Below are 19,838 nucleotides of genomic sequence, written 5' to 3'. Positions count from 1 at the left end.
TGCAACATCGCCCCACTCTGCCGACGACATCACCGCGCCAAGACCCACACCCGCTGGCGCTACGACAAGATCGACGAGACCACGTTCGTCTGGCGAAGTCCGAACGGACTCACCTTTGTTCGCGACCACACCGGCACCACCACCCCGCAGCCCTGATCGCCATCGGCCTTCAGGGCCACGGGCGCGCACACTGGGACGTGCACACCCACCGGTTGGTCATCGAAGGCGACGTGGTGTGCAAGCGCGTCGTGATTTGGTCAGATGGTGGGGCGGCACTGCAACTGGCTCGCGGCTGGTCGAGGGTGAGCGCGAGCACGACCTGGTCGTCGACGAGGTCCTGTCCGGGGTGACGGCAACCCGGCCAACCTCCTGTGGGACGGACGTCGCTGCCGGTTCGTCGACTGCGGGGACTTCGGCGTCTCCGACCTGACCGACGAGCTCGCCGACCTCGTCGAGCACGCCTCGTCCCGGCTGCGCCGGCTCCTCGATGTCGAGCGCTTGCTCGCGGGCGTCCCCCTCACCCGGGACCAGCAGGCGCGGCTCGACGAGCATCGACGCGTCCTGGCCGCCTTCTGGATGGTGATCCTGCTACCCGGCAATCGCGGCTTCGACCGCATTTCCGCCGGTCGTACCGAGGATCATGCGCGTCACGTGCTGTCGATGCTGGACTGACCGGGCTCGACCAGCACCACCGCGTCCGTACGACGCAGCCGCCACCGATCGAGCGGTCCGCCGGTGGATCGGAGTCGGCCACGGACCTCGTCGTACCAGCGGCCGGAGCGGGCGACGGTGGCGGTGCCGGTGACCAGGTCGGCGGGGCCGGTCGGTGGTTGGAGGGTGACGGTGGTGCCGTCGCCGACGCGGCGGCACAGCTCGCCGGACCAGCGGGTGGCGAAGCCGAGGCGGCCGTCGGGGAGGGCGACGACGCGGACCGGGGTGCCCATCGGCTCCACCCGGTCGGCCGAGTCGCCGGTGGCGAAGAGCCAGGAGGAGCTCACGCGCGCCACTCCGCGGCGGTGATGCCGAAGAGGGCGGACGGCCCCTCGTACCACTGCTCGACGACGCCACGGTCGGTCATGCCGATCCGCCGCATCACCGCCTGCGAGGGGTAGTTGTCCGTGTGTGACACGGCGAGGATCTCGGGCAGCCCGGCGGCGAAGCCGTGGCCGAGGATCGCGCGGGCGGCTTCGCTGGCGTAGCCGTGGCCCCACGAGTCGGGGTGCAGGTGCCAGCCGATCTCGACCTCGCCGTTCTCGTTGTTCGGCAGCGGCAGGAGGATCACCGAGCCCGCGACGACGCCGGTCGCGCGGACCTCCGCCGCCCAGAAGCCGTACGGCGGGGCCGCCGAGCGCTCGGTGTAGCGGTCCACCTTCGCGTGCGCCTCGTCGAGGTCCTGCATCAGCACCGGCTCGCCGTCGCCGAGCCACTTGACCACCTCGAGCCGGCTCTGGATGTCGAGCAGCCGCTCGACGTCGGCGTCGTCGTGGGTCCAGGGCCGGATCAGCAGCCGGTCGGTCTCGAGGTGCACCGCCCCACCTTCTCAGCGACCGATGAATCCGGTCACCCGATTAAGTCCGCACCCCTGACGAAGGGAGCACGACATGCTCGATCCAGCCGAGGCGTTCCACGGGTTCGCCGTCCACGACACCGAGGTCGCCCGAGCCTTCTACGCCGACGTGCTCGGCGTGCGGGTCACCGACGCCGAGATGAGCGGGATCATCCGCCTGCACCTCGGTGAGGGCCCGCCGACGATCGTCTACCCCAAGCCCGACCACGTGCCGGCGTCGTACACGATCCTCAACTTCCCGGTCGCGGACGTCGAGGCCACGGTCGATGAGCTGACCGCGCGGGGGATCGCGTTCGAGCGCTACGAGGGCACCCCGACCGAGACCGACGCGAAGGGCGTCTTCCGCGGGGGTGGACCGCTGATCGCGTGGTTCACCGACCCGTCTGGCAACGTCCTCTCGGTCATTGCCCGGGACTGACCTCCCCGCCGAGGTCGAGCACCCGCTCCACCCCGATCTCCTCCAGGAACACCGGGTCGTGGCTGACCACCACCAGCGCGCCACGGTAGGAGTCGAGCGCCGAGACCAGGGCGTCGTACGACGCGAAGTCGAGGTTGTTGGTCGGCTCGTCGAGGAGCAGCAGTTGGGGTGCGGGGTCGGCCAGCAGCAGGGCTGCCAGCGTCGCGCGGAACCGCTCGCCGCCGGAGAGCGCGCCCACGGGCTTGTCGGCGGCGCGACCGCGGAAGAGGAAGCGCGCGAGCCGCGAGCGCACCTCGGTGCGATCGGCGCCGGGAGCGCGCAGCGACACGTTCGCCGCGACCGACAGGTCGTCGTCGAGCAGGTCCAGCCGCTGGCCGAGCAGCGCGACCGGCACCTGCGCGTGCGCGACCAGCCCCTCCAGCAGGGTGGTCTTGCCGGAGCCGTTCGGGCCGACCACGCCCACCCGGTCCGGGCCGCTGACCTCGAGCGCCCCGCCGGCCAGCACGACCCGCCCGCGGGGCACCTCGGTGCCGGGCAGGTCGACCCGGATCGCCCGGTCCTCACGCAGCCGGGACTCGGCGTCGTCGAGGCGCTCGCGAGCGGCGTCGAGGCGCTCCTCGTGCACGCGCCGGTACTTCGCCGCCGACTGCTCGGCCGCGTTCTTCCGCTTGCCGGCCAGGATCTTCGGCAGTCCGCCGGCCAGCTGTGCCTGCCGGCCCTGGCGTCGCCGCTGCGCGAGCACCCGCTCCGCCTCGACGCGGTCCGAGCGCTGCCGGCGCAGGTCGCTCCGGGCCGCGCTCACCGCCTGCTCGGCGGCGTCCTGCTCGGCCGTCACCTGGGCGAGGTACGACGAGAAGCCGCCGCCGTACCAGCGCACGGACCCGCCGCGCAGGTCGCCGATCCGGTCGACCCGCTCCAGCAGCTCGCGGTCGTGGCTGACCACCAGCAGCGTGCGCGGCCAGGACGCGACGACGTCGTACAGGCGCTCCCGGGCGGGGCGGTCCAGGTTGTTGGTCGGCTCGTCGAGCAGCAGGACGTCGGGACGGCGGACCAGCAGCCGGGCCAGCCCGAGCCGGGTGGCCTCGCCGCCGGACACCTCGCCGATCCGCCGGTCCAGCAGTGCGCCGGGCAGACCGAGCCGCTCGAGCTCGGCGACGACCCGCTCCTCGACGTCCCAGTCGTCGCCGACCGTGTCGTAGAGAGCGGGGTCGGTGGAGCCGGTCTCGATCGCCCGCAGGGCCCGGCGTACGGCGGCGACGCCGAGGAACTCGTCGACCGGCTGGGCGACATCGAGGGTCAGGTCCTGGGGCAGGTAGCCGACCTCGCCGGCGACCTTCACGTGGCCGGTCGCGGGGGAGAGCGTCCCGGCGACGAGCTTCAGCACGGTGGACTTGCCGGACCCGTTGACGCCCACCAGGCCGGCGCGGCCGGCGGGGACGAGGAGGTCCAGGTCGGAGAGGACGGGGGTGCCGTCGGGCCAGGTGAAGCCGACGGCGGACAGGCTGATGGGTGCGCTGGGCACAGGGGTCTCCTTGATGAGGTGTCGAAGGGGGTGGACGACCTCAGAGGAGCAACGCGACCTGCCTGCGGGAGGGGGTGGGACGGCGTCCACGGTAGGGCCGTGGACGATTCCAGTGCCACCGAATATCTCGGGTACTGTGGCGATCGGCACAGCGTCGTGCACCACCGCACCCAGAACGATCGACCTGTTGAGGACATCCGCTGTGAGCAAGCCCGTCGTACTCATCGCCGAAGAGCTGAGCCCCGCCACCGTCGAGGCGCTCGGCCCGGACTTCGAGATCCGGAACTGCAACGGCGCCGACCGTGCCGAGCTGATCCCGGCGATCGCCGACGTCGACGCGATCCTGGTCCGCTCCGCCACCAAGGTGGACGCCGAGGCCCTGGCGGCCGCGAAGAAGCTGAAGGTCGTCGCCCGTGCCGGCGTGGGCCTCGACAACGTCGACGTGAAGGCCGCGACCCAGTCCGGCGTGATGGTCGTGAACGCCCCGACCTCCAACATCGTCTCCGCGGCCGAGCTCGCCGTCGCGCTGATGCTCGCCGCCGCCCGCCACGTCTCGCCGGCCCACGCCGCGCTGAAGAACGGCGAGTGGAAGCGCTCGAAGTACACCGGCATCGAGCTCTACGAGAAGACCGTCGGCATCGTCGGCCTCGGCCGGATCGGCGTCCTCGTGGCCCAGCGCCTCTCGGCCTTCGGCATGAAGGTCATCGCCTACGACCCCTACGTCCAGGCCGGCCGCGCCGCCCAGATGGGCGTCCGGCTCGTCGACCTCGACACCCTGCTGGCCGAGTCCGACTTCATGTCGGTCCACCTCCCCAAGACCCCCGAGACGGTCGGCCTGATCGGTGCCGAGCAGCTCGCGAAGGCCAAGACCAGCCTGGTCCTGGTCAACGCCGCGCGCGGCGGCATCGTCGACGAGGCGGCCCTGTACGACGCGCTCAAGACCGGCAGCATCGCCGCCGCCGGCCTCGACGTGTTCGCCAAGGAGCCCTGCACCGACAGCCCGCTCTTCGAGCTCGAGAACGTCGTCGCCACGCCCCACCTCGGCGCCTCCACCGACGAGGCCCAGGAGAAGGCCGGCATCGCCGTCGCCAAGTCGGTGCGCCTCGCGCTCTCCGGCGAGCTGGTCCCCGACGCGGTCAACGTCCAGGGCGGCGTAATCGCCGAGGACGTGCGGCCCGGCATCCCGCTCACGGAGAAGCTCGGCCGGGTCTTCACCGGCCTGGCCGGCGAGGTCGCCCAGCAGCTCGACGTCGAGGTGCGCGGCGAGATCACCGACTTCGACGTCAAGGTGCTCGAGCTGGCCGCGCTGAAGGGCGTGTTCAGCGACATCGTCGAGGAGCAGGTCTCCTACGTGAACGCGCCGCTGCTCGCGGCCGAGCGCGGCACCGCAGTGCGCCTGGTCACCGAGGCGGAGAGCCCCGAGTACCGCAACCTGATCACGCTCCGCGGCACCCTCGCCGACGGCTCGCAGGTCTCCGTCAGCGGCACGCTCGTCGGCATCGGCCAGCGCGAGCGGCTGGTCGAGATCAACGGCTTCGACGTCGACCTGGAGCCGACCGACCACCTCGCCTTCCTGACCTACAGCGACCGGCCCGGCATGGTCGGCACCGTCGGCCAGATCCTCGGCGACGCCCAGGTCAACATCGCCGGCATGCAGGTCGCGCGCGACGCCAAGGGCGGCCAGGCGCTGGTCGCGCTGTCGGTCGACACCGCGATCCCCGCCGACGTGCTCGGCGAGATCCAGTCGGCCATCGACGCCGCCTCGGTGCGCGCGGTCAACCTCGTATAGCGGGGACGCGCCAGCGGACCCGCTGATCGAGATCGAGCGAGGCGCGCGACTGAGGAACGAAGTCGCGACCGCCGTGTCGAGACCTGATCTGCTCTCGCGGTCCGCTTATGCAACCAGCACCCGCCCGGCCGTACGGCCGGGCGGGTGCGGTCGTTCCTGGACGACCGCCCACGCCGCGGCGAGCCGTCGTACGGCGTCCTGCAGCTCGGCGGGCGGACGGCCCCAGGGGATCCGCACGTAGCGGTCGAGCCCGCCGTCGAGCGAGAACACCGGCCCGGGCGCGAGCGGGACGCCGCGGGTCTCGGCCTCGACGGCCAGCGCGGTCGCCCGCGGTGTCGGCAGCTCGCACCACAGCGACAGTCCGCCACCGGGCCGGCGGAAGCGCCAGTCGGGGAGCTCGTCGCTGACCGCGGCCATCAGCGCGTCCCGCTGCTCGCGGAGCCGTACGACGTGCTCGGGCAGCGCCGGGGCCTGCTCGAGCAGGCGGGCCAGCACCAGCTGCTCGAGGACCGGCGCGCCCAGGTCGAGGGCGAGCCGGGCCCGGGTGAGCCGGTCCATGAGGGCGTGCGGCGCCCGGATCCAGCCGAGCCGGAGCCCGCCCCAGAACGCCTTGCTGGCCGAGCCGACCGTCACCGCGTCCGCGGAGTACGACGCGAACGGCCGCGGCATCTCCTGTCCGTCCAGGGCCAGCGCCTGCAGCGACTCGTCGACGATCGCGACGGTCCGGGCCCGGCGCAGCGCGGCCGCGCACTCCTCGCGCTGATCGTCGCTCATCAGGTGCCCGGTCGGGTTCTGGAAGTCGGGGATCAGGTAGGCCACGGTCGGGGCGGCCTGCCGCACGGCGGCGGTCAGCGCCGAGACGTCCCACCGGTCCGGGTCGACCTCGGCGCCCACGAGCCGGGCGCCGGTGAGCCGGACCGACTCGGAGGCGTTCGGATAGACCGGGGTGTCGACCACGGCCCGGTCGCCCGGGCCGGCCAGGGCGCGGACCGCGATCGCGGTCGCCGCGAGCGCGCCCGCGGTGACGATGACCTGGCCGGGGTCGGTCGGGAGGCCGCGCTCGTCGTACCGCCGGGCGATGGCGGCCTGCAGCTCGGGCAGGCCGGTGGGGAAGTAGCCGTGCCCGCCGAGGTGGGCCGGGAGCGCGGCCACCGCGTCGACGTACGCCGCGGCCAGGCCCGGGGGAGCGGTGGCCGAGGCGCAGGTCAGGTCGACGGTGTCGCGGTCGGTGTCCGGCCACGGCATCAGCGCCTTGTCGTGCACCCGCTGCCGTCCGCCCGGCACCCGGGTGAAGGTGCCGGCGCCCTGGCGCGCCTCGGCGTACCCGCTGTCGCGGAGCACGGCGTAGGCCCGGGTCACGGTGGTCCGCGAGACGCCCAGCGCGTCGGTGAGCTCGCGCTCGCTCGGCAGCCGTACGTCGAGGCCGATCCGCCCGTCGCCCACGAGGAGGACGAGCGCGTCGGCGAGACCGGCGTACGCCGGGCCGCGGTCGAAGTCGCCGACGAGGGTGGCGACGCGGGCGGCGGAGATCGAGGCGGACATGCAGACCACTGTCCCAGAATTGGCTATTCAGAACCAGTCCAATCCACCGCAGACTGGAGCCATGTCCACGCTCGTCGACCTCGGCCCCGTCACGCAGCTGCGTGCCGGCCGGCTGGCCCGTCGCCTCCCGCAGCTCTACGTCGGTCTCGTCCTCTACGGCGTCAGCCTCGCGATGATGGTCCGCAGCGACCTGGGTCTCGCCCCGTGGAGCGTGATGGAGTCCGGGCTGGCGAGCCACCTGCCGATCACCCTGGGCCAGGCCGTCATCGGTGTCAGCTTCGTGGTGCTGCTGCTGTGGATCCCGCTGCGCGAGAAGCCGGGGTTGGCCACCATCTCGAACGCGCTGATCGTCGGGCTCTCGGCCGACGCGACGCTGGCGGTCCTCGGGGACGCGACCTCGTGGCCGGCCCGGATCGGCCTGATGGTCGGCGGGATCCTGCTCTGCGCGCTGGCGACCGCGCTCTACATCGGGGCGCAGTTCGGGCGGGGTCCGCGCGACGGGCTGATGACCGGGCTGCACCGCCGTACCGGCCGCTCGATCCGCCTGGTCCGGACCAGCCTCGAGGTCACGATGATCGTGCTCGGGATCGCCCTCGGTGGCTCGCTCGGCCTCGGCACGGTGCTGTTCGCGCTCGCCATCGGCCCGCTCACCCAGACCCTGCTGCCGATCTGCACGGTTGCCATCCTCCCGCCTCACCCGGAGGCATGACAGACTTCCGGCACCACGATCCGGGAGGGGACTAAGACATGTCTGAGGGACAGCAGGGCGAGGCCGCCGTCGCACCGCTCGCACCGCCGGAGCCGGTGCTCACCCTGACCGCGCCCGAGGCGCCCGCCCCGGTCACCACGACCGCGGCGCCCAAGATGGCCCCGCAGGTCTCCGCGGAGGCGCTCCCGGAGCTCGACGCGAAGGTCGAGTCGTTCCTCGCCGCGCTCGGCACGGCCCAGGCCGGCAGCCCCGAGTTCGCCGCCCAGGCCGAGAGCGTGCGCACCATGGGCGACGCCGACATCCGCAAGGCGGCCGAGACCTCCAACCGGATGCTCGAGCAGCCGGTGCGTGCTCTGAAGGAGGGCGGCATCGCCCAGGGGTCCGAGGTCGGCAAGACGCTGCTGGAGCTGCGCCGTACGGTCGAGGACCTGGACCCGTCCGAGGCCACCGGCTCCAAGAAGCTGCTCGGCTTCCTGCCCTTCGGCGACAAGATCACCGACTACTTCCGCAAGTACCAGTCGGCGCAGAGCCAGCTCAACGGCATCCTGCACAGCCTGCGCAACGGCCAGGACGAGCTGACCAAGGACAACGTCGCGCTCAACCTGGAGAAGGCCAACCTGTGGGCGACCATGGGCCGGCTCAACCAGTACGTCTACGTCGCCGAGCGCCTCGACGCGAAGCTCTCGGCGCGGATCGCCGAGCTCGAGCTCTCCGACCCCGAGGCCGCCAAGGCGCTCAGCCAGGACGTGCTGTTCTACGTCCGCCAGAAGCACCAGGACCTGCTGACCCAGCTGGCGGTGTCGATCCAGAGCTATCTGGCGATCGACATCATCATCAAGAACAACATCGAGCTCATCAAGGGTGTCGACCGCGCCTCCACGACCACCATCTCGGCGCTGCGCACGGCCGTGATCGTGGCCCAGGCGCTCGGCAACCAGAAGCTGGTCCTCGACCAGATCAGCGCGCTGAACACGACCACCTCCGGGATGATCCAGCGCACCTCCGAGATGCTCCGCGAGAACTCCGCGGCCATCCAGGAGCAGGCGGCGTCCTCGACGATCGGCATCGAGCAGCTGCAGGCGGCCTTCCAGAACATCTACGCGACGATGGACTCCATCGACGAGTTCAAGCTGAAGGCGCTCGACTCGATGGCCCAGACGATCGGCGTCCTCGGCAACGAGGTCGACAAGTCGAAGGCCTACCTCGACCGCGTCCAGGCCCACGACGCCCGCAACGCCGCGGGCTCGCTCGACCTCTCCTCGCTGCCCACCCGCTGAGGCACCGGATGGGCATCCGGTCGTGGTTCGGCCGCCGCAAGGAGGAGCCGGCGCACGTCGTACCCTCGCCGCCGACGGAGCAGGACATCCTGGCCTCGCTCAACCGGGTCAACGCGATGCTCGTCGAGGGCAACGCCCCGCCCGTCGTCACCTCCCGGGTACGACGGATCGCGCGGACCATCAACGACACGCTGCCGCGCCTGCGCCACCTCGGCGCCGGCTCGGCCGACAGCTACTCGGTGGTGGCGACCGCGACCGACTACCTGCCCGAGGCCGTCGGCGGCTACCTCCGGCTGCCCCGGGACTGGGCCGACACCCGGCCGATCGACGGCTACAAGACGTCGCTGATGGTCCTGGTCGACCAGCTGGAGCTGCTGGCCTCGACGATGGACAAGATCCTCGACGCCGCCAACCGCGCCGACGCCCAGGCGCTCGTCGCGCACGGCATGTTCCTGCAGGCCAAGTTCGGGCCGTCGACCGGCACCGACATGACGCTGGGATCACCCACATGACGTCCTCCACGAAGTCCCTGTCCGACGCCCTCGCCGCCCTGGCCGAGGCCGCCGCCACCGCCGGGATCGACGCCGACACCGCCCGGGCCGAGGGGGAGGCGCTGGCCGCCACCGTCGCCGAGGCCGCCAAGGGCGCCTTCGTCGACTGGTCGGCCCAGACCGGCCGGCCCGCCTCGGCTGACGCGTTCATGGACGCGGCCTCCCGCGGCCGGCGCTACCGGGTGGCCCCCACACCGACCATGGGCCAGCTCCAGCTGACCCGCTCGGCGCACGCGCCGTCGTACGCCCAGGCGTTGGCGGACGTCGCGTTCGCCGCCACCTCGCTCGGCGAGGAGAACCCGCGCACCGTCGGCAACGCCGCCGGCGCGGCCGCCGCCCAGCTGGGGGAGTCCGGCGGTGGCCCGGCCCCGATCATCGAGCGTCAGCCGGTGCCCGACGTCGGCGACGAGATCACCCGCAGCCTGCTCAGCCAGCTCGGCACCATCCAGCAGAAGCTCGCCGGCTCGCTCGACCTCTCGGGGCTCCAGACCCCGGCGACACCCGCGCAGGCGACGCCGGACCCCGTCCAGGCCGCGCCCGCGGAGCCGGCCCCGCCGGCCGAGGAGCACGAGCCGGAGCCGGAGGAGGACCCCAAGACCGTCGAGGAGCTGCTGGCCGAGCTCGACGAGCTGGTCGGGCTCGCCGACGTGAAGGCCGAGATCCACCGGCAGGCGGCGGTGCTGCGCGTCGAGGGGCTGCGCCAGCAGGCCGGGCTGAAGGCGCCGACCATCACCCGCCACATGATCTTCAACGGCAACCCCGGCACCGGCAAGACCACCGTGGCCCGGCTGGTCGCCGGGATCTACCGCGCGCTCGGCCTGCTCTCGAAGGGCCAGCTCGTCGAGGTCGACCGCTCCGAGCTGGTCGCGGGCTACCTCGGCCAGACCGCGATGAAGACCGCCGAGGTCGTGAAGTCGGCCGAGGGCGGCGTGCTGTTCATCGACGAGGCCTACTCGCTCGCCGGCGACCAGTACGGCCAGGAGGCCGTCGACACCCTGGTCAAGGAGATGGAGGACAAGCGCGACGACCTGGTGGTCATCGTCGCCGGCTACCCCCAGCCGATGGAGGTCTTCGTCGCCCAGAACCCCGGCCTCGCGAGCCGCTTCCGCACCACCATCGACTTCGCCGACTACACCGACGACGAGCTCGCCGACATCTTCGGGGTGATGACCCGCTCCGCCGAGTACGACGTCGACGACGCGGTCCTGGCCCGGCTCGCCGAGATCCTCGCGCTGGTCCAGCGTGGCCCGACCTTCGGCAACGCCCGCTACGTCCGCAACCTGCTGGAGGCGGCGATCGGCCGGCACGCGTGGCGGCTGCGCGAGATCGAGCAGCCGACCCTGGAGCAGCTGCGCACCCTCGTGGCCGACGACCTGGAGGTCGAGCCGCTCGACCCGCCGGTCCAGCCCACGGACGCCGGCGTGGTTGACCCGTTCGACGGCGGGGAAGAGACCGGAACGCCTGAGCAGGAGGAGACGGCGTGACCCAGACCGCGGGAGCCCCCGCCCCGACCCCTTCCCCGACGACGGCGGTCGTCCCGGCGACGCCCGCGGCGCCCGCGGCCCCGGCACCCGCAGCCGCCGGCCGCGACCTCGCCGAGGACGTCCCCAGCGTCCTCAACAGCCTCCAGGTCATCGCGGTCGCGGTGCTGGTGGTCTTCGGCGTCGTCGCCGCCGTGCTGCAGGTCCTCGGCTGGCAGGCCAACGGCCGCGCCGCCGACAACACCGAGCAGGTCGTGCGGGTCCAGCAGATCCAGTCGGAGCTGCTGCGGGCCGACGCGATCGCCACCAACTCCTACCTCGTCGGCGGCCTCGAGCCCGCGGACGCGCGGGCCGAGTACGACGACTCGATCGACACCGTCCTGCGGCTCGTCGCGGACGCGGCCGAGGCCCAGCCCGCCGACCGCGAGGTGCTGGCCGACCTGAACGCGGCGGTCTCGTCGTACACCACCTCGGTGGCGCAGGCCCGCGACTACAACCGCCAGCAGTTCCCGATCGGCATCGCCTACCTCAACGACGCCGGCAACGGGCTGCGCGCCGACGCACTCCCGATCACCCAGGCGCTGGTCGACGCCAACGCCGAGCGCGCCGTCGACGAGATGGACGGCCAGAGCCCGCTGTGGATCCTGCTCGCCGGCATCGTCGCGCTGGCGGTGCTGCTCGCGGTCAACCAGCAGATCGCCCGGCGCTTCCACCGCCGCTACAACGTCGGCCTGGTCCTCGCGGCCGTTCTGGTCGCCGGCGTCACCATCGCCACCGCCTGGCACGCCCAGGCCGAGCACAACGGCAACGAGGGCATCCAGGCCGGGCGCTACCGGTCGGCCGTCGAAGCGGCGACGACCCGGACCGCGGCCAACAACGCCAAGGCGATCGAGAGCCTGGGGCTGGTCAACCGGGGCGCTGGCGCAAGCTACGAGACCCGCAAGGGTGGCTGGGAGGACCAGGCGTCCATCGTCGAGGACAACGCCGACGGCCTGACCCTCGAACAGTGGGAGGTCTACGCCGCCCAGCACCAGAAGATCCGCGAGGCCGACGACGCGGGCGACTGGAACGCGGCTGTCGCGCTCGCGACGTCGCCCGACGCGGGTGCGCCCACCGAGCTGCTGGACGCCGTCGACGGCAGCGCGGCCCTCGAAGCCGAGACCGACGGTCAGGCCGCAGCTGACGGCTTCCGGGCCGGCGGGGCGTTCTCGGTCGTGCTGATCGTGCTGACCGGGGTCGGTGCCCTGCTCGCGGCCTTCGCCGCCAGCCGAGGTATCGGCACCCGACGAAGGGAGTACGCATGAGGCGCCTCGCGGCACTGACCCTGGCTGGAGTCCTGCTCGCCGGCTGCGGCGGGTACGACGCGACCGTGGTCCCGGAACCGGATGAGTCTGCTGCTGCTGCCGCCGGGCCGAACCCGTCCGACGACAACGAGGAGTGCGAGAACGACGGCCGGGAGCTGATCTCCTACGACCCAGGTGACGGCACGCTCGACGGTACGGCCGTCCGGCGTATCCGCGACCGGGGACGACTCATCGCGGGCGTCGCCGCGGACACCTACCTACTGGGTGCTCGCAGCGGCGGGACCGGTGTCGTCGAGGGCTTCGACATCGACATGGTCAACGCGATCGCTCAGTCGATCTGGCCCGACGAGAGCCCTGAGCGCATCGTGGCCAACCGCGTCGAGCTGAAGGTGATCACCGCCGCTGATCGGATCCGGTTGTTGCAGGACGGGGATCACCCGATCGACATCGTCTCGCGCAACATGACCGTCAACTGCGACCGGTGGCAGGACGTCGCTTTCTCGCAGATCTACTACGACGCCGGCCAGAAGGTCCTGGTCGGCAAGGACACTGGGATCGAGAGCATCGAGGACCTCGCAGGCAAGCGCATCTGCGCGCCGGCCGGAACGACCAGCATCGACAACATCCGGAAGATCCAGCCGGACGCGATCCCGGTCAGCTCGACCGACAACTCCGCGTGCATGATCCTCTTCCAGAATGGCGAGGCCGATGGCGTCAGCACCGATGACACCGTGCTAGCCGGTCTGGCGGCGCAGGATCCGTACGCGACCGTGTTGAAGACCGAGTTCCTCACCTCAGAGCCCTACGGCATCGCGGCCAACAGCGATGACGTGGACCTGGTCCGGTTGATCAACAAGACGCTGGAGGACATGCGGCGCGACGGTCGGTGGCAGGGGTCGTACAAGAAGTGGCTGCAGGGTCCTCTCGGCGTGCCCGGTGTCCAGCCCGAACCGCGGTACGGGCAGAACCCGTGGGCTCGATGACCGCATGAGCACCGCCCCCACCCCACCCGGCCCGCTCGGCTCCGCTCCGGAGCCGGCGGCGCTGCAGGCCTACCTGCACGCCCTCGACGAGTGGGTGCGCGGCCGCAAGGCCGAGCTCGACGAGCTCGACGCGGCGGCGCTCGCCTCGCAACGCGGGGCCGAGGTGGCCTCCGACATGGCGCTCGCGCTGTCGATGTGGAAGGCGGTCTCGGACCGCTGGCAGCTGATGTGGGCCACCTGGGACGGCGGCCGGGTCGGCCAGCAGGAGCGGGAGCGGATCACCGCGCTCATCTGGGGCCGGCTCGACTCCACCGTCGGCGGCGGATCGGGCGGCACCTCGCTGCCGGAGGCCTGCCGGCTCTCCGACGCCCTGGTCAGCCAGCTGCGCGCGGCACTCTCGCTGGCCCCCGGCGCCGACGCGGCGGCCGCGCGGATCAAGGAGTTGCGCGCCCAGCTGGAGCGGCTGCGCGACCAGGTCGGACTCGAGCCCGCCCTCGGCCGCGACGCCGCGGTCGACCGGCTGGCCGGGCTGATGGCCCGGCTCCAGGACGTCACCGCCCGCGCCCAGCGCGGCGCCGACGTCGGGGGCCTGCTCGGCCCGCTGGAGCAGGAGGCGGCCACCTTCGAGCGCGACCTGATCGTCGGCAACGCCCGGCGCCGCGAGGCCCGCGAGCTTCTCGAGGACGCCCGCGAACTGCAGGCCGACCTGGAGACCCGCGAGACCGCGCTGCGCACCCTCGCCGAGCGCTGCGTGGCCAAGGTCGACCCCGCGCCGCGCTACGCCGTACCCGACGTGTCGAACCTCGGTGCCGTCCCCAACACCGCCGAGGCGATCGAGGCCCACGTCGCCAAGCTCCACCGTGTCGAGCAGGCCTTCGCCCTCGTCGAGGAGAAGTACGCCGGCGCGCTGGCCGAGCTCTCCCAGCTGGTCGACCTGCTCGACGCCCTCCGGGCCAAGGCGGCCGCCCACGCCATCGCCGACCAGCCCGACCTGGCCGCCAGCGAGCGGCAAGCCCGCGACGTGCTGGCCCGCGAGCCGGTCCCCGTCCCGGTCGCCCGCTCCCTCGTCGGCACCTACTCCACCTGGCTCGACCAGCTCCTCACCAAGGAGAACGCATGAGCACCCAGCAGTGCACCCAGCCGGGCTGCACCGGCACCATCCAGGACGGCTACTGCGACGTCTGCGGCATGGCCGCGGCGCCCGGAGGAGCCTCGACGGCGACGGCGACGCCCGCGCCGGCAGCGGCCGCTGCCCCCGCCGCCTCGGTCGCCGCGAGCGCCGACGGCACGCCCTGCACCCAGCCCGGCTGCGCCGGCAAGATCCTGGACGGCTATTGCGACGTCTGCGGCTCCCCGGCCGCCTCGGTCGCGGCCGCGCCGGCGGTGGGTGGCGAGTCCGCCCCGATGGGCGTCGGCGAGGTCTCGGTGGCCACCTCGGCCGCCAGCGTCCGCTCGGCCGCGATCGGGTCCCGGCTCGCGCAGTCGACCGGCTCGTCCAGCACCCGTCGTACCCGCAGCGGGTCGCAGCGGATGCGGGCCGCCCGGCTGGGCGCGGGCCTGACCGTCGTACCCCCGGCGCCGGCGGTGGACGCCAGCAAGGCGATCCAGCCGAACCCGCAGGTGCCCGAGGACAAGCGCTCCTGCTCCAAGTGCGGCAACAAGATCGGCCGCAGCGTCGACGGCCGTCCCGGGCGCACCGAGGGCTTCTGCCCCCAGTGCGGCCAGCAGTTCTCGTTCACGCCCAAGCTGCACCCGGGCGACCTGGTCGCCGGCCAGTACGAGGTCGTCGGCGCGATCGCCCACGGCGGACTCGGCTGGATCTACCTGGCCAAGGACCGCAACGTCTCCAACCGCTGGGTCGTCCTGAAGGGCCTGCTCAACTCCGGCGACCCCGACGCCCTCGCGGCCGCGATCGCCGAGCAGCAGTTCCTGGCCCAGGTCGAGCACCCGCTGATCGTCGAGATCTACAACTTCGTCACCCACGAGGGTGCCGGCTACATCGTCATGGAGTACGTCGGCGGCAAGTCGCTGAAGCAGATCCTCAAGGCGCGGATGACCGCCAACAACGGCCTGTACGACGCGCTGCCGGTCGACCAGGCGCTGGCCTACCTGCTGGAGGTGCTGCCCGCCTTCCAGTACCTCCACGACCTCGGCCTGGTCTACTGCGACTTCAAGCCCGACAACCTGATCCAGGTCGGCGACGCGGTGAAGCTGATCGACCTCGGAGGCGTGCGCCGCATCGACGACGAGGACTCCGCGATCTACGGCACCGTCGGCTATCAGGCGCCCGAGGTGGCCGAGGTCGGCCCGAGCGTGGCCTCCGACATCTACACGATCGGCCGGACCCTGGTCGTGCTCTGCATGGAGTTCCGCGGCTACCAGGGCACCTACCTGCACACCCTGCCGCCGCCGGAGACCACGCCGCTGTTCCAGCAGCACGACTCGCTCTACTGGCTGATCGCCAAGTGCTGCGCTCCCGATCCGGCCGACCGGTTCGCGTCCGCCGACGAGCTGCGCGCGCAGCTCATCGGCGTGCTCCGCGAGGTGGTCGCCGCCCGGACCCGGGGCACCGCTCTGACGAGCGCCGCGTCGGTGCTCTTCGAGTCGCCCGCCACGGCGACGTCGGTGCTCTCCTGGTCGGCCCTGCCCGACCTGCGCCCCGACACCACCGACGCCCAGCACGCGTTCCTCGCGACGATCGGCGCGACCGACCCGGCCGAGCGGCTGGCCAACCTGTCCCAGGCGCCCGAGGACTCCGCCGAGGTCTTCCTGGCCCGCGGCCACGCGGCCCTCGACCTCCAGGACGCGGGCCGCGCGCACGGGCACGCCGCCGAGCTGCTGGCCGCCGACCCGTGGGACTGGCGTGCGCTGTGGCTCGACGGCCTGGCCTACCTCCAGCAGGAGGACTGGACGGCGGCCCAGTCCGCGTTCAGCGCGGTCTACCAGCAGGTGCCCGGCGAGCTGGCCCCCAAGCTGGCCCTCGCGGTGGCCTGCGAGCGAGGCGGCCTGCCCGAGGTGGCCGAGGGGCTCTACGCGACCTGCGCCGCCACCGACGCGACGTACGTCGCCCCCGCGGCCTTCGGCATGGCCCGCGTCCGAGCCGGCCGCGGTGACACCGCCGGCGCGGTCGCCGCGCTCGACATGGTGCCGAAGACCAGCCGGGGCTACCCGGAGAGCCGGCAGCTGCGGGCCGAGGTGCTGCTCGCGGGCAGCGGCTCCGACCTGGCCGTCCTCGACCAGGCGATGCGCTCGATCGAGTCGGTCTCGATGGACCCGACCGCGCGGCAGCGCTACACCGTGCGGATCCTCACCGAGGCGCTGCAGGTCGTGACCGCGGGTGGCAAGGACCCGCGGGCAGGGATCAAGATCGGTGAGCACGCCGCGTCCGAGGCGGGCCTGCGGGCCGGCCTGGAGACGGCGTACCGGGCACTGGCGCGCGAGGCGCCGCTGCTCCAGGACCGGGTCAGCCTGGTCAACCAGGCGAACGCCGTGAGGAGCTGGACGCTGACGTGAGCACCACCACCTGCCCCGCCTGCGGGACCGCGGTCCCGCCGGAGGCCCGGTTCTGCGAGAGCTGCGGGGCCGCACTCGGCGGGGCTGCGCCCGCGGCCCCGACCGCGGCCGAGATCGACGAGCTGGCCCCGATCAGCGCGCCGACGTACCGCACCCCGGCGGCGCCGCCGCCGACCCCGGTGCGGACCTGCCTGACCTGCCAGGGGCCGGTCGGCGAGGACGGCTACTGCGAGGTCTGCGGGGCCAAGGCGCCGAGCGAGCGCGACCACTTCCGCGAGGACCCGGCCCCGTGGGTGGCCGGCGTCTGTGACCGCGGCATCCGGCACCACCGCAACGAGGACGCGATGGCGCTGCTGGCCTCGGCGACACCGGGGGAGCGGGCCGTGCTCGTCGTCCTCGACGGCGTGTCGAACTCCATCGACTCCGACGTCGGGTCCCTGGCCGGCGCCCGGGCCGCGCGCGAGGCGCTGCGCACCCCGCTGCCGCGCGGCATGGGCACGCCCGAGGGCCGCTCGGCCGCGGTCACCAGGGTGCTCACCGACGCGGCGGTCGCCGCCAACGAGGCGGTCATCGAGACCACCGACCCGGCGTCGAGCAACCCCGCGTCGGCGACGTACGCCGTCGCGGTGCTGGAGGGCAGCGCGCTGGCCCACGCCAACATCGGCGACTCGCGGGTCTACTGGCTGCCCGACGGCGCGCCCGGCCGCCAGCTCAGCGTCGACGACTCCGCGGCTCAGATGCAGATCGAGGCCGGGATGTCGCGCGAGGAGGCCGAGAGCGGTCCGCAGGCGCACGCCATCACCCGCTGGCTGGGTCGCGACGCTCCCGAGATCGAGCCCCGCCTCGGGGCCCTGGAGCTCGACGCCCCGGGCTGGGTCGTCGTCTGCTCCGACGGGCTGTGGAACTACGCCTCCACCCCGGAGGCGCTGGCCGCGCAGGTCGCCGCGGCCGGCACCGTCGTACCGTCCGAGCTCGCGCTGGCCCTGGTGGCCTTCGCCAACGCCCAGGGCGGGCAGGACAACATCACCGTCGCGCTGGCCCGGTTCGAGCCAGCCGCCCCCGCCACCACCCCCACGCCGCAGGAGGAGTCCCATGGCTGAGTTCACCGCCGCCGTCTACCAGAACGAGTTCCTGCCCGACGGCGGGACCGACGTCAACGCCATCGTGACCGTCAGCTGCACCGGCGCCGGCACGGCGGGCCAGACCGGCGCGGGCTCGGCCGGCGAGATCATCATCGTCGACACGTCCGGCTCGATGGGCCCGCAGACGATGGCCGCCGCCAAGCAGGCCGCCCAGGCCGCGCTCGCCGAGATCGTCGACGGCACCTACTTCGCCGTCATCGCCGGCTCCGACCGCGCGATGCTGGCCTACCCCCAGGTCTCCTCCGGCCCCGGCATGGTGCCGATGGACGCCGCCTCCCGCGAGGCCGCCAGCCGGGCGATCGCGAACTTCCACGGCTCCGGCGGCACCGCCATCAGCACCTGGCTCGACCTGGCCGGCACCCTCTTCGCCTCGGTCGCCGAGGTCACCCAGCGGCACGCCATCCTGCTGACCGACGGCGAGAACCGCGAGCAGCCCGGCAACCTGGACGCCGCGATCAAGCGGGCCACCGGCTACTTCCAGTGCGACTGTCGGGGCGCCGGCACCGACTGGCAGGTCGACGAGGTACGACGGATCTCGCAGGCCCTGCTCGGCACCGTCGACATCATCCCGACGCCCGACCAGATGCAGGCGCAGTTCGAGGAGATCATGCGGGCGTCGATGTCCCGAGGTGTCGCGGACGCGCAGCTGCGGATCTGGGCGCCGCAGGGCTCGCAGGTGCTCTTCGTGCGGCAGGTCTCGCCCTCGGTCGAGGACCTCACCGCACGCCGTACCGAGGTCAACGCGCTCACCGGCGCCTACCCGACCGGCGCCTGGTCCGACGAGTCCCGCGACTACCACGTCGCCGTCCGGGTCGCCGCCAAGGCGATCGGGCAGGAGCAGCTCGCGGCCCGCGTGCAGCTCGCCGTCGGCGACCAGGTGATGGCTCAGGGGCTGGTCAAGGCCACCTGGTCCGGCGACTCCGGGCTGACCGCCCGCATCGACCAGCAGGTCGCCCACTACACCGGGCAGACCGAGCTGGCCGCGATGATCCAGGAGGGCCTGCAGGCCAAGGCGAGCGGTGACGAGGCGACGGCCACCACAAAGCTCGGCCGTGCCGTCCAGCTGGCCGCCGAGACCGGCAACGACGAGGCCACCTCCAAGCTCCGCAAGGTCGTCGACATCGACGACGAGAAGGAGGGCACCGTCCGGCTCAAGCGTGCGGTCGACAAGGCCGACGAGATGGCCCTCGACACCGCGTCGACCAAGACCACCCGGATCAAGAAGTGACCTGCCCCGCCGGCCACGAGTCGGCCGCCACCGACTACTGCGACGTCTGCGGGCTGGCCATGGGCACCGCCCCGGCGGCCTCGGCTCCCGAGGCCGTGGACGCGACGGGTGGGGCCGCCGACGGCGCCTGCCCCAGCTGCGGGGCGGCCAACCCGCCGAACGCGCTCTTCTGCGAGGCCTGCGGCTACGACTTCACGACCGGCTCGATGCCCCGCCCGGTCACGCCGCCGGCCGTGCAGGAGGCCACGCCGACGGTCGCCGCGCCCGTCGTACCGGACGTGCCGGCGGCGGGGCCCGCCAGCACCGCCCCGCCCCTGGGCGAGCCCTGGGTGGCCGAGGTCTGGATCGACCCCGACTGGTACGCCGACCAGAAGTCGACCGACCCGCTCCCGTCCCCAGGCATCCCGCTGGTGGTCCCGCTCCGGACCACCTCGATCCTCATCGGGCGGGCCTCCCGCAGCCGCGGCATCACGCCGGACATCGACCTGTCGTCCGACAACGGCATCAGCCGCCGCCACGCCCAGCTCACGACCGACGGCACCCGCTGGTTCGTCGAGGACCTCGGCTCCTCCAACGGCACGTACGTCGGCGGCACCGTCAGCGGTCTCCCGACGTCCCCGGTCCCGCCCGGCCAGAAGCACGAGGTGATGCCCGACGAGCGCGTCTACCTCGGTGCCTGGACCCGCATCGTCGTCCGGAGGGCCACCCCCGGCGAGTTCTGACCGCCCTCCCTGCCGAGTCAGCAGAAGTTGGGGGGGGGGGGGGGGGGGGCGGGGGGGGCGCGGGGGGCCCGGCCGCCCCCCCACCGGGCT

General features: G+C 73.0%; 18 protein-coding genes. 14 read left to right on the top strand and 4 right to left on the bottom strand.

The genetic code is table 11. The annotated features are described in order from the left end of the window. The first annotated feature begins 498 nt into the window (after positions 1–498). On the top strand, positions 499–672 hold the full coding sequence (locus V7S47_RS25560) for a hypothetical protein (protein WP_336564252.1): 174 nt from the start codon (positions 499–501) through the stop codon (positions 670–672). On the opposite strand, the gene V7S47_RS25555 is transcribed toward V7S47_RS25560, so the two are convergent. Then, the gene (locus tag V7S47_RS25555) at positions 648–998 is read right to left on the bottom strand and encodes a hypothetical protein (RefSeq protein ID WP_336564251.1); all 351 of its coding nucleotides are present in this window, start codon (positions 996–998) and stop codon (positions 648–650) included. The two genes, V7S47_RS25560 and V7S47_RS25555, sit on opposite strands and share 25 nt — an antisense overlap. Next, on the bottom strand, positions 995–1,528 hold the full coding sequence (locus V7S47_RS25550) for a GNAT family N-acetyltransferase (protein WP_336564250.1): 534 nt from the start codon (positions 1,526–1,528) through the stop codon (positions 995–997). Before V7S47_RS25550 ends, V7S47_RS25555 begins: the two co-directional genes overlap by 4 nt. Positions 1,529–1,601: 73 nt before the next feature. Here V7S47_RS25550 and V7S47_RS25545 point away from each other — a divergent pair, with 73 nt between their 5' ends. Further along, complete coding sequence (locus V7S47_RS25545; RefSeq protein WP_336564249.1) at positions 1,602–1,985, top strand: VOC family protein; 384 nt, start codon at positions 1,602–1,604, stop codon at positions 1,983–1,985. Here V7S47_RS25545 and V7S47_RS25540 read toward each other — a convergent pair. Beyond that, positions 1,969–3,507 carry an ABC-F family ATP-binding cassette domain-containing protein gene (locus V7S47_RS25540; protein WP_336564248.1) on the bottom strand — a complete coding sequence of 513 codons (1,539 nt, stop codon included), beginning with the start codon at positions 3,505–3,507 and terminating at the stop codon, positions 1,969–1,971. The two genes, V7S47_RS25545 and V7S47_RS25540, sit on opposite strands and share 17 nt — an antisense overlap. A 202-nt stretch (positions 3,508–3,709) precedes the next feature. Between V7S47_RS25540 and serA the strand changes: the two genes are divergently transcribed. After that, a complete protein-coding gene (gene serA, locus V7S47_RS25535; RefSeq protein ID WP_090853040.1) occupies positions 3,710–5,296 on the top strand; it encodes a phosphoglycerate dehydrogenase in 1,587 nt (528 codons plus the stop codon). Between the two features lie 105 nt (positions 5,297–5,401). On the opposite strand, the gene yczR is transcribed toward serA, so the two are convergent. After that, on the bottom strand, positions 5,402–6,838 hold the full coding sequence (gene yczR / locus V7S47_RS25530) for a MocR-like transcription factor YczR (RefSeq protein ID WP_336564247.1): 1,437 nt from the start codon (positions 6,836–6,838) through the stop codon (positions 5,402–5,404). A gap of 61 nt (positions 6,839–6,899) precedes the next feature. Between yczR and yczE the strand changes: the two genes are divergently transcribed. Genes yczE through V7S47_RS25475 form a run of 11 tightly spaced genes read left to right on the top strand, consistent with a single transcriptional unit; the run spans position 6,900 to position 19,748 of the window. Then, the gene (gene yczE / locus V7S47_RS25525) at positions 6,900–7,547 is read left to right on the top strand and encodes a membrane protein YczE (protein WP_336564246.1); all 648 of its coding nucleotides are present in this window, start codon (positions 6,900–6,902) and stop codon (positions 7,545–7,547) included. A 38-nt stretch (positions 7,548–7,585) separates the two neighbouring features. Continuing rightward, positions 7,586–8,824, top strand: a complete 1,239-nt coding sequence (locus tag V7S47_RS25520; protein WP_336564245.1) for a toxic anion resistance protein — start codon at positions 7,586–7,588, stop codon at positions 8,822–8,824. Positions 8,825–8,832: 8 nt separating this feature from the next. After that, a complete protein-coding gene (locus tag V7S47_RS25515) occupies positions 8,833–9,336 on the top strand; it encodes a hypothetical protein (protein WP_179714434.1) in 504 nt (167 codons plus the stop codon). Next, complete coding sequence (locus tag V7S47_RS25510; RefSeq protein WP_336564244.1) at positions 9,333–10,859, top strand: AAA family ATPase; 1,527 nt, start codon at positions 9,333–9,335, stop codon at positions 10,857–10,859. Before V7S47_RS25515 ends, V7S47_RS25510 begins: the two co-directional genes overlap by 4 nt. After that, positions 10,856–12,160: a hypothetical protein gene (locus V7S47_RS25505; RefSeq protein ID WP_336564243.1), complete on the top strand. Its 1,305-nt coding sequence runs from the start codon at positions 10,856–10,858 to the stop codon at positions 12,158–12,160. Before V7S47_RS25510 ends, V7S47_RS25505 begins: the two co-directional genes overlap by 4 nt. Beyond that, positions 12,157–13,143: a glutamate ABC transporter substrate-binding protein gene (locus tag V7S47_RS25500; RefSeq protein ID WP_336564242.1), complete on the top strand. Its 987-nt coding sequence runs from the start codon at positions 12,157–12,159 to the stop codon at positions 13,141–13,143. Before V7S47_RS25505 ends, V7S47_RS25500 begins: the two co-directional genes overlap by 4 nt. Positions 13,144–13,147: 4 nt before the next feature. Further along, on the top strand, positions 13,148–14,263 hold the full coding sequence (locus tag V7S47_RS25495) for a hypothetical protein (protein WP_336564241.1): 1,116 nt from the start codon (positions 13,148–13,150) through the stop codon (positions 14,261–14,263). Beyond that, on the top strand, positions 14,260–16,656 hold the full coding sequence (locus V7S47_RS25490; RefSeq protein ID WP_336564240.1) for a serine/threonine-protein kinase: 2,397 nt from the start codon (positions 14,260–14,262) through the stop codon (positions 16,654–16,656). The genes V7S47_RS25495 and V7S47_RS25490 overlap by 4 nt, the downstream gene beginning before the upstream one ends. Next, on the top strand, positions 16,653–17,756 hold the full coding sequence (locus V7S47_RS25485) for a PP2C family serine/threonine-protein phosphatase (protein ID WP_336564239.1): 1,104 nt from the start codon (positions 16,653–16,655) through the stop codon (positions 17,754–17,756). The genes V7S47_RS25490 and V7S47_RS25485 overlap by 4 nt, the downstream gene beginning before the upstream one ends. Next, a complete protein-coding gene (locus V7S47_RS25480; RefSeq protein ID WP_336564238.1) occupies positions 17,749–19,026 on the top strand; it encodes a vWA domain-containing protein in 1,278 nt (425 codons plus the stop codon). Before V7S47_RS25485 ends, V7S47_RS25480 begins: the two co-directional genes overlap by 8 nt. Continuing rightward, positions 19,023–19,748 carry an FHA domain-containing protein gene (locus V7S47_RS25475; protein ID WP_336564237.1) on the top strand — a complete coding sequence of 242 codons (726 nt, stop codon included), beginning with the start codon at positions 19,023–19,025 and terminating at the stop codon, positions 19,746–19,748. The genes V7S47_RS25480 and V7S47_RS25475 overlap by 4 nt, the downstream gene beginning before the upstream one ends. Positions 19,749–19,838 lie beyond the last annotated feature (90 nt).

The organism is Nocardioides sp. CCNWLW216, assembly GCF_037120545.1.
In the GTDB taxonomy this organism is placed as follows: domain Bacteria; phylum Actinomycetota; class Actinomycetes; order Propionibacteriales; family Nocardioidaceae; genus Nocardioides; species Nocardioides lianchengensis.
Note: the sequence above shows the minus strand (reverse complement) of the source record. Positions and strands in the feature narration are given on the sequence as shown.

Coding starts and splice junctions, on each gene's coding strand:
- V7S47_RS25545 (WP_336564249.1), top strand. CDS start 1,602: ATGCTCGATCCAGCCGAGGCGTTCCACGGGTTCGCCGTCCACGACACC.
- V7S47_RS25495 (WP_336564241.1), top strand. CDS start 13,148: ATGAGCACCGCCCCCACCCCACCCGGCCCGCTCGGCTCCGCTCCGGAG.
- yczR (WP_336564247.1), bottom strand. CDS start 6,838: ATGTCCGCCTCGATCTCCGCCGCCCGCGTCGCCACCCTCGTCGGCGAC.
- V7S47_RS25515 (WP_179714434.1), top strand. CDS start 8,833: ATGGGCATCCGGTCGTGGTTCGGCCGCCGCAAGGAGGAGCCGGCGCAC.
- V7S47_RS25490 (WP_336564240.1), top strand. CDS start 14,260: ATGAGCACCCAGCAGTGCACCCAGCCGGGCTGCACCGGCACCATCCAG.
- V7S47_RS25520 (WP_336564245.1), top strand. CDS start 7,586: ATGTCTGAGGGACAGCAGGGCGAGGCCGCCGTCGCACCGCTCGCACCG.
- V7S47_RS25480 (WP_336564238.1), top strand. CDS start 17,749: ATGGCTGAGTTCACCGCCGCCGTCTACCAGAACGAGTTCCTGCCCGAC.
- V7S47_RS25500 (WP_336564242.1), top strand. CDS start 12,157: ATGAGGCGCCTCGCGGCACTGACCCTGGCTGGAGTCCTGCTCGCCGGC.
- V7S47_RS25510 (WP_336564244.1), top strand. CDS start 9,333: ATGACGTCCTCCACGAAGTCCCTGTCCGACGCCCTCGCCGCCCTGGCC.
- yczE (WP_336564246.1), top strand. CDS start 6,900: ATGTCCACGCTCGTCGACCTCGGCCCCGTCACGCAGCTGCGTGCCGGC.